This window comes from Vibrio variabilis (genome assembly GCF_003263785.1).
Lineage (GTDB): Bacteria > Pseudomonadota > Gammaproteobacteria > Enterobacterales > Vibrionaceae > Vibrio > Vibrio variabilis.
In genome coordinates this window covers 22,292-31,665 of the sequence record NZ_JYJK01000051.1, presented here as the reverse complement: position 1 = coordinate 31,665, position 9,374 = coordinate 22,292, and the positions used below count along the sequence as shown (strand labels likewise).

Here is a 9,374-nt window from a genome sequence, read left to right as displayed (position 1 = left end):
AATTTGAAACCGAAGTTTCTAATTTGATTATCATCAACGAGTGCCCACACAGATTGATAGGTCTATATTTTTAAAGAACATCTCTTCAACTGCTCGCTGCTGCGTTTCGTCTGAAGAGGCGGCTATTCTAGCGAGATGATTCTCAGTGTCAAACACTTTTTTCTAATTATTTTTGATTTTTTCAAATCTAACTAGAAAACCATCTTGAAAGCTGAATGCCTTACTGACCATCGCCTCGAACCCTTGTGGACTCTGCCGTGTCAGTGGAAGCGCATTATAGAGATGTCCGATTCATTGGCAAGTGTTTTTTAGCACTTTTTCTAAAAAACCGATCTTTTGGTGAAAAAACAGTCGAAGTGTTCAAAAGTCGCCTTTTAATTCCATTTAAGCGCACTTTATAACACTGTTTCCTTCCTGAATTCGTGGAGAAACGCTCAGTTGCCCTTGTTCACTGCTCTGAGCCTTAAGCTGAGCATTGAGCAGCAGCACAGCTTCATGCGCCATATCACTAATAGGAAAATCTAGTGTGGTGACTTGCGGAAAAAGGCCACGACAACTATTCACACTGTCGTAGCTAATAATAGAGATATCCTCCGGGCAACGTATTTGGTGTTCGTAGCAATATTTCATGATGCCACGAGTCATCTCTTCACCGGTTGAAAACAGTGCCGTTGGCTTTTGCTCTAAGCTCATCAATTGAGCCATTGCTGCGTAACCGCTATCTAGCTCATAGTCACCTTCAACAATGTAATCTGGATTCAACGCGATACCTTTTTCGGCTATCGCATTCTTATAACCCGTCAAACGAACCTGGCTACTTGCTCTACCTAGGGGACCTGTAACACAACCTATGTTGGTATGGCCACGTTCTAGAAGATAACTCGTTGCCAATGCGGAAGCCTTTTGATGATCAAAAGTCACACATTGCTGTTTGATTTCTTCTATATAGCGGTCAAGAAGCACAAATGGCGTTTTGGTTTTTGATAGGGCAATCAGCTCTTCATCACTCAAGTAGCGACTGTGCAGTATAAAGCCATCACAACGTAGGTCTTTAAACTTCTCTATCGCTTTCTTCTCACCTTCGGCACTATGATGTCCTTGCGCTGTCAACAGAAATTTGTTTTGCACATCGAGTTCCAATTGCACTTGATTCATCATTTGGCCAAAAAAGCCGCCGGTATAGTAGGTCACCATTAAACCAATCATGTTCGAATGCGATTTTGCCAAAGAACGGGCAATGGCACTTGGACGATAATCAAGTTGCGCCATAGCTTCTTCGACTCTTCGCTTTGTATCCGATCGAAAACTGCCCTCTCCGTTAATAATGCGTGAGACGGTTGAGCGGTTGACGCCCGCCAATGCAGCAACTTCCTTAATACTCGCCATTGACTATGCTTCCTTGGTAATTGTGAAAATGAATCGCTGCACTCAATACTACGAAACCGAGTGAGATAGGGAAAGAAGTAACCATGAGCGCAAGGTGAATTTTTGGGAACGCACTCATGGTTATCGATAAAAGTATCGACTAAATAACAGCACTGTAATGGGTCAATTCAATCTGAAGGCTTTTTAAATATTGTTTCAGCTCCTGTGAGCTAAGTACTTCAAGTTCTAACTCCCTTTTGTCTAGATACGAACTGATCGAAGCGAGCTCATCATCAACAACAGCAGGATGGCACATCACCTCGACAACATCATAGAGTTTTAGCCAATCAGTGAGCTGAGCTTTTAGCCAGTCCAACGAAATGTTGCCATCGTAAAAGCCGTCACTAAATTGATAGCCCGCCAAAGAAGGCATCGCGCGATAGGGAACATCAAACTCATGACTCAACCGAGCGACCACTTTGGTGACGATAGGATGAAGGTGAACATGATGATGACTATCCAAATGACTAAGTGGAATGCCGTAACTTAAAAAGCGCTCTATTTGAGCTCGAAATTCTTCATAAATTGCCGTCTCATGTTTTGACTCTAACTTCGTCATAAGCACATCGTACTTAGGAAAGCTCCCTTCTGGCGTGATAACAGGGAAATGTGAAGATAACGGTTTGCCCGCAGTAAGACGTAAATGCACACCAACACTTAAATTAGGTGCCGCAACCAAACGTTCTAAGGCATCTTGTTCACCCGGCATACCAACCATCATTGTTGTCGATGTCACGACACCGTTAAGGTGGCTTGCAATGATGCCTTGATTCACCGCTTGGCAAAGCCCGTAATCGTCTGCATTAAAAATTAACTTCATGCCACTTCCCTCTGTTATTACTCAATCCAACGTTCCCTGCTGCGATACAAACTGTGGCAAATAATCCTTATTTTGCTCTAGCAAGTCACTAAGCAGCGATTTTGCGATTTGAATATCGCCTACTAAAGGATGAGTCGCCAATGCCAGCAGCGCTTTTTCCTTATCGCCATGCACAGCCGCTTCCACAGTCAGCATCTCATAGCTTTTGACCCGAGCAATCAAACTCTCTACAAAATGAGGGAGCGGATCCACAGCTATAGGCGTCGCACCGTTATTGCCAATCACAGCGGAGCATTCAATCACCGCATCATCCGGCAACGCACTGATCACGCCCGCATTGGCTACGTTAACCACGTGGATATCATTGCGATTATTGTAGATCGCATCCACAAGATTTAATGATGCATCAGAGTAGTAAGCGCCGCCGCGCTCTTCGAGCTCTTTTGGTTTGCTATCTAGCGAAGCTTGCTTATAAAGTTCAAACAGCGCAGCTTCGGTTTCCATAACTTGCGTGGCGCGACTGCCTTTTTCTTGAAAGGATAATTTTTCTTCTGCCAGCATGGCTTCAGTTTGATAGTAGTAGCGGTGATACGGGCAAGGAATCACACCGAGTGCATTAAGAAAATCAGGATCCCAAGGCTCCTCAAAAACATTTTTCATCGAGAAGTTAGCCCCGTCCCCCACTTTGGCAAGCAGCTCTTTGGTGACTTCTTTTCCATTAAGATAGGCACTGGTCACCCAAACAAGATGGTTAAGGCCTGCATACTTCATTTGCAAAGCGCTAGGTTCGCAATCTAGCATTTCTGACGCCATCATTTGCATTGAGACTGGGACATTACAAAGTCCAATGGTCTTCACTTTACTGTATTTATGAATGGCTTCGGTAACCAAGCCAGCAGGGTTGGTGAAATTTAGCATCCACGCATTAGGCGCGAGCTCTTCAATATCTCGACAGATATCTAAAACAACAGGGATGGTTCGAAGCGCTTTAGCAAAACCGCCCGCCCCTGTCGTTTCTTGTCCTATTCGATCATACTTCAGTGGGATGGCTTCATCACGTTGGCGAGCTTTCAGCCCACCAACACGAAACTGCGTCATCACAAAGTCTGCTCCTTGTATCGCCTGTTTTCTGTCCAAGGTTTGAGAGACGACGATATCGGCTTTCGCTTTGGCAACCATACGCTGGGTTAGCGCAGTTATAATCGCTAACTTTTCTTTACCCGCCTCGATATCAGTTAAACAGATTTCGCGAACAGGTAATGCATCTTGCCTTAGTAATATGCCTTCTATTAGCTCCGGGGTATAACTGCTCCCGCCACCGATAACAGCAATTTTCAGGGATTGTGCTGTCATAGGATCACTCCTTTACCAATGCTTTTCTTAACTCCACCAGCTCCGTCGCGAGCTCATGGGCAAGAATGGTAGTCATCAAATGGTCTTGGGCGTGGACCATCACTAACGTCATGGGTACCTTACCCTCGCCTTGATCTAGCTCGATAAGCTGAGTCTGAATCAAGTGTGCTTTGTTCAAGCACTCTTTTGCCTGTGTTAATGATGTCTCTGCGGTGGCTAAATCTTGCTTTCTGGCCGCTTGCAGCGCTTCAAAACACAAACTTCTTGCTTCACCTGCGTTGCAGATGATCTCCATCACTACCAATTCTTGGTCCATGATACTCTCCTCAATATTGTTAATCGTTATGCGGTTGCTGCTTTTCCTGGCTGTGCCACTTCGCTCTCTTGTTTGGGTTGCTCTTGCTCAAGCAATTGCTTTTCAAACATCTTGAAGAACGGTAAGTAAAGGAATACATCCAGAATCAACAGTGCAATAACCAGCAACACGGGTGATAGTGTCCAACCTGATCCCCAAGATGCACCAATGATGCCGGCGCCGTCCAAGGGGTTGTCGCGACACCCATGCCAACTAAACCGGCATGCACTGCAAAGTAGGCAATCGTCGCGTTAATCACTGGCGTAAACACAAACGGAATAAATAGAATCGGGTTAAGCACCACTGGGCTACCAAAGATCACAGGCTCATTGATTTGGAAGAAACCAGGCACCACACTCATGCGACCTAAGCTCTTTAAGTGGATTGAACGACTGAACATCATGAGCAACACAAGCGCAAACGTTGCACCAGAACCACCAATGAAGATGTAGAAGTCCCAGAACGGTTGAGTAAAGATATTTTGTACCGGCTCACCCGCCACAAATGCGTCAATGTTGGCGCTGATGTTGGTTAGGAAGATGGGTGATAGCAAACCGACCACAATCGCCGCACCGTGAATGCCTGCAAACCAAAGCAACTGACAAACTAGCAATGCACCTATGATGGCTGGCAGAGTATTGGACGCACTCACCAATGGCTTGAACATCGCCATTACCGCATCTGGGATCAGCATGTCGTATTGAGTTTGAACAAAGATGCTCAGTGGGTACAAGGTAAAGAAAACAGCCAAGACTGGCAGTAACACTTCGAAAGAACGCGCAATTGCCGGCGGCACCTGCTCTGGCATACGAATGGTGATATTGTGCTTTTTCATGAAGCGATAAAGCTCAACCGCGAAAAATGCACAGATCACTGCAGTAAAGATACCAGTCCCCCCATATGACCGGTAGGTAGACCGCCATCTGTCGCAGGGGCTGCCACCAACAAGAAGCTCATCAGAGACAGAGTGGCACTGGTGATCCCATCCATCTTATAAGATTTGGCGAGGCTATAGGCGACCCCAAGAGAGACAAAGATCGTCATAATGCCCATCGACATACTGAATGGCATCATGATGGTATCAAAATGTGTGGTCGCGAAATCTAACCAAACTCGACCAAAACTATTGGTGGTGTCTTCCGAAAATGGGGGAAAAGCAAAAACAAGTAAAAAACTACCGACAATAATAAATGGCATCGCGACAATAAAACCATCTCTCATTGCACGAACGTGGGGTTGATTACCCACTTTTGTGGCTATTGGCGCGATGTGCTTTTCGACGACACTTATAATCGCATCATAAAGCTTCATAACATATTCCTTTATTTCACGTTAACGTTATTAATTGACTAATCTATTAGGGCAAGCGCTTGATCTAATACTTCCGCCCCTTCATCATTCCGTAATCTTGTGGTGATATGGCATCAATATTCTTGCCATGCTCTGAGGCTACTTTTCTCAACTCCTCAAGCTGAAACCTAACCTGAGGCCCCAGTAGGCATACATCGTACTCACTAATCGCATCGTTAAAATCTGATACAGACTTAGCTTGAATTTCACACTCAATACCACGCGATTGCGCCGATTGTTCCATTTTTTTCACTAGCATACTGGTCGACATTCCAGCGCTACAGCAAAGTAATATTTTCTTCATAAAGCCTCCATAGCAGTTACAAAACAACGGTAACAAAAAGAACATTAACATTAAAGCGCAACCGGTTGCGTTTTTAATTGAAATGGATCGCAAAAAATAAAAACTCTGCTAATTCGGTTTTATTTTTTTCGTTAAATTAAAGGCGATTTTTGGAAAGAAGTATTATTAAAACTCACACTTATAGGACTTATTATGAAGAAAATCACTAGCATCGTCAGTAGCTTACTTATCCCTCTATCATTTAGTGCTGCTGCAGCTGAACCCAAAGCTACCATCTATCTGACCTTTGATGATGGCCCTATTAACGCGTCGATCAAAGTGATCGAAACCCTCAATAAACACAATGTGAAAGGATCGTTCTTCTTCAATGCTTGGCACTTAGATGGCATTGGTGATGAAAACGAAGATCGTGCGCTAGAGGCACTGCTACTGGCACTCAATACTGGACATATGGTTGGCAACCACAGCTATGATCACATGGTGCACAACTGTGACGGCCTTAACGGTGAAAACACTGCGGCGGCGTGTAATGCAACAGGCATGCACAATGTCAATTCCTATCGCGATCCCGCTTACGATTACACCTACTTCCCGCTCAACTTAGCGAAATTTGAACAATACATCCCGAACATCACCAGCTACCCAAATTATGTCGCGGATCAATTCGCTCGCCTTCCTTATACCAATGGCTGGCGTGTCGCTAAAAGCTTTAAAGCCGATGGCCTTTGTGCGACTTCTGATGATTATCTGCCGTGGGATCCTAACTATGTCTGCGATCCAGACAACCCATCAAACAGCTCCAGCAATGCGATGACTTTATCAGACATGCTCACCAACGATAGCTATCAACTCTTCGGCTGGGATCTTGACTGGGCACCGGAGAACTGGGGCATTGAGATGCCAGCGAACAGCTTGACCGAGCCGGAGCCATTCTTGGCGTATGTTGAAGCATCTATCAACTCTTGCGCACCGGTCACCATTGAGCCTGTAAACTCGAAAGCGCAAAACTTCCCTTGTGATACTCCCCTTCATAAAGACAAAGTTATTGTTCTGACCCATGAGTTTTTGTTTGAAGATGGTCACCGTGGGATGGGCGAAACCAAAAACATCCCGAAACTGGACAAGTTCCTAGAGCTAGCGCTACAAGCAGGCTATGTATTTGATACTTTGGACAACTACATCGAAGATTGGGCGCCAGATACTCACTATCAAGCGGGTGATCACGTTAACCACCAAGGCACCATTTACGTCGCTCAGAAAGATCACTTTGCACAAAATGATTGGGCACCGTCTCTGCATTCAACCTTATGGTACAACGCAGATCCAGCGACCAACTGGCAGTTAAATGTTAGCTATGCGCTTGGTGATGTCGTGGTTTACAACGGGGTTAAATATCAAGTCATTACCGCGCACGTGTCACAAGCTAACTGGACACCGAATGCGGAACCAACACTGTTTGCACCTGTGCAATAATCTGCCTGTATTTACCCACTTACCCTAACGAATGGGTACTGTGACATGAAATACGCCAACTAGCACAACGCTAGTTGGCGTTGTCATCAAAGTAATAAGACACTCGAGCGCGTGGATTTAAGTATTCACGGATCTCTTCAGGTAAGCGTTCAGGATGAATCACCGACTCTACCTTCAAGTCTTTGTCTTCAAGCGCAATGATAGGCGCTTGCAGTTTAGGTACGCTTGGATCGTAAAGCAGCACATTTGGGCTGAGTAAACTCGCGCTGTTGATGGACACGACAAGGCCAACCATCTCGTTCGACAACTTCACGATAGTACCTGGAGGGTAGACACCCATGTACTTGATAAGAATGTTCAAATTCTCATTGTTGTACTGCGATTTAGCGTGCTTATACAAGTAAGAAAGCGCGGTATATGGGATCTTCTTCTCTGCGGGATTTTGATGATGGCACAAGTTATCAAACGCATTTGCTACCGAGACAATTTGAGTGATCACATCAATCTCATCACCTTTAAGGCCGTTTGGATAACCTGAGCCATCGAGAAGTTCATGATGTTGCTCGATAACCGTGATCACCTTCTCTGGCAAGATGTCTATCGCCCTCGCAATGTCACTGCCGTATTTGGTATGCAGTTTAAGGTAGTTATTTTCAGGCTCGGTCAACGGTGTGCTCTTACGCAGTATGGCTGCTGGGATTTTTGCCTTACCAATGTCATGAAAAAGCGCTGCCATCGCGACCATTTTGATCTCTTCTGCCTTAAGCCCTTTCGCTTTCGCGATCATCATCGCCAGAATCGAGACGTTTAAGCAATGGAAATAGAGATCTTCGAATTCCGTCTTACTGCCCATTAGGTGTAAGGTCACATCGTCCTGTGATAGCAGCGATTCAACAATATCATCGATCAGTTGCGCTGCCTCTTTTGCCGCTTGCTCAGGACGACTTCTCAGCTTGGTCATCAAGTTGCGAATGCGTGCCAATGAACGGTCAAACTCTTTTTCACAGCGAGAGACTTTCCTACGATAGGCCGACAGCTCTTCGATGCGTTGCTGCTTCTCTTGCCAAAGCGCATCAGACTCCGATTGTGCAGCCTCATCGTTCGCGGCAGGCGCTAGCGCTTGTTGTACTGGTAGCGGCAGTGCATCACTAAGCTCAGGGGTGACATAGACATACTTCACGCCTAGTTGACGGATCACCTGCACTTGCTGAGCAGATTTGATTTTGAAAACGTTGAATAGAAAGGGATGTTCATTCCATTTGAGGGGGATCTTGATATGAAGACCTGGCTGAATTCGATCCACTGAAATTTTGATACTTGCCACAACGATACTGCAATTGGCTGAAAAACACGCGGTGATTCTAAAGAACTTACCGCGATTATTCACTCATTAATCAATAAAGTGTGATTCGGATATATAACAGAACGATATAAAGTAAGACGCTCGCTACAACAGCGAGCGCGACATTTGGTTAAGCTTTACGGTCAAGGATGGCTTGAATACGCGGGTCGAGAGCCTTACCGTGTTGCTGCTCGTACTCCTCGCGTTTGAGATCCACCAAGTTCTTCACCGACTGACTTGGCAGCGCTTTCGGTGCCTCAGTGACCAACTTGCCTTTTTCTTGCAGACTCATGGCTTCACGGTAGAACTCTTTAAAACGTCGAACGATCATCGATTGAGGCAAACGCCTTAGCTCGTAGCCTTTGTTCTGCATGATCCACTTTTCAATTTGGTTCTTCGGCGTTTTGGTCACTACACGGTTTAGAGCTTCCAACGACTCAGATTCGGTTAGCTGACTTTTCAGCAGGGCAAGCTCACCCATAATTGGTGGCCACCTTTCTCCTGCTTGTAAGCGCTCACGACAGTGCTGAATGACTCGCATCAACTCAGCTTCAGTCAGGCTATCAGCGAAGTCTAAGAAGCGACCGGTTGGCCTTCTGCCATAAGATTTTATCCACGTGGACTCGTAAATACTCAGCAAAGTACCAAAAATGTAGTTACACCAATCACTCGGCTGACGCTCCGGCTCACCATCGGTTTGCAGCATAGGACGAGTGTCATTCACCACCGGACGCGACTCAACAGACGGAGTCGCTCGCACCTGAGTGCTCGGAACATCCATCTTAGGCGGGGTAGCCGGCTCTGAAGGCTTACTCACCTGCACCGAAGGCTCTGATTTTGCAGACTTCAAATGCTCAAGGTTGCCGCTGACGCCCATTTCGCGGAGCTTCTTTTCCATGGCGCCAAAATCTAAGTTTTTTGGCTTCTTGCCATTACTCATATTGACCCTTTA

At 45.7% G+C, this 9,374-nt stretch carries 7 protein-coding genes and 2 pseudogenes; 1 reads left to right on the top strand and 8 read right to left on the bottom strand.

All coding sequences use genetic code 11. The features are described 5' to 3' along the window. Nucleotides 1-384: 384 nt before the first annotated feature. From TZ48_RS07690 to TZ48_RS07665, 6 genes and pseudogenes are all read right to left on the bottom strand, one after another. Nucleotides 385-1,386, bottom strand: coding sequence for a LacI family DNA-binding transcriptional regulator (locus tag TZ48_RS07690; protein WP_112478767.1), 1,002 nt, complete (start codon nt 1,384-1,386; stop codon nt 385-387). Between the two features lie 139 nt (nt 1,387-1,525). Further along, on the bottom strand, nt 1,526-2,245 hold the full coding sequence (gene chbG, locus TZ48_RS07685) for a chitin disaccharide deacetylase (RefSeq protein ID WP_112478766.1): 720 nt from the start codon (nt 2,243-2,245) through the stop codon (nt 1,526-1,528). A 21-nt stretch (nt 2,246-2,266) separates the two neighbouring features. Then, nucleotides 2,267-3,598, bottom strand: coding sequence for a 6-phospho-beta-glucosidase (locus TZ48_RS07680; RefSeq protein ID WP_112478765.1), 1,332 nt, complete (start codon nt 3,596-3,598; stop codon nt 2,267-2,269). Nucleotides 3,599-3,602: 4 nt separating this feature from the next. Next, nucleotides 3,603-3,914, bottom strand: a complete 312-nt coding sequence (locus TZ48_RS07675) for a PTS lactose/cellobiose transporter subunit IIA (protein WP_112478764.1) — start codon at nt 3,912-3,914, stop codon at nt 3,603-3,605. Nucleotides 3,915-3,940: 26 nt separating this feature from the next. Continuing rightward, a pseudogene (locus tag TZ48_RS07670) lies at nt 3,941-5,264 on the bottom strand (PTS sugar transporter subunit IIC). Nucleotides 5,265-5,302: 38 nt separating this feature from the next. Continuing rightward, nucleotides 5,303-5,607, bottom strand: a pseudogene (locus TZ48_RS07665) (PTS sugar transporter subunit IIB). Nucleotides 5,608-5,799: 192 nt separating this feature from the next. On the opposite strand from TZ48_RS07665, the gene TZ48_RS07660 reads away from it, so the two are divergent. After that, complete coding sequence (locus TZ48_RS07660) at nt 5,800-7,080, top strand: polysaccharide deacetylase family protein (protein ID WP_112478763.1); 1,281 nt, start codon at nt 5,800-5,802, stop codon at nt 7,078-7,080. Between the two features lie 70 nt (nt 7,081-7,150). On the opposite strand, the gene TZ48_RS07655 is transcribed toward TZ48_RS07660, so the two are convergent. Together TZ48_RS07655 and TZ48_RS07650 are read right to left on the bottom strand one after the other, a co-directional pair. After that, nucleotides 7,151-8,404 (bottom strand): cyclic di-GMP phosphodiesterase, encoded by a 1,254-nt coding sequence (locus TZ48_RS07655; RefSeq protein WP_112478768.1) that lies wholly within the window; start codon nt 8,402-8,404, stop codon nt 7,151-7,153. Between the two features lie 148 nt (nt 8,405-8,552). Next, a complete protein-coding gene (locus TZ48_RS07650; RefSeq protein ID WP_112478762.1) occupies nt 8,553-9,362 on the bottom strand; it encodes a hypothetical protein in 810 nt (269 codons plus the stop codon). Nucleotides 9,363-9,374 lie beyond the last annotated feature (12 nt).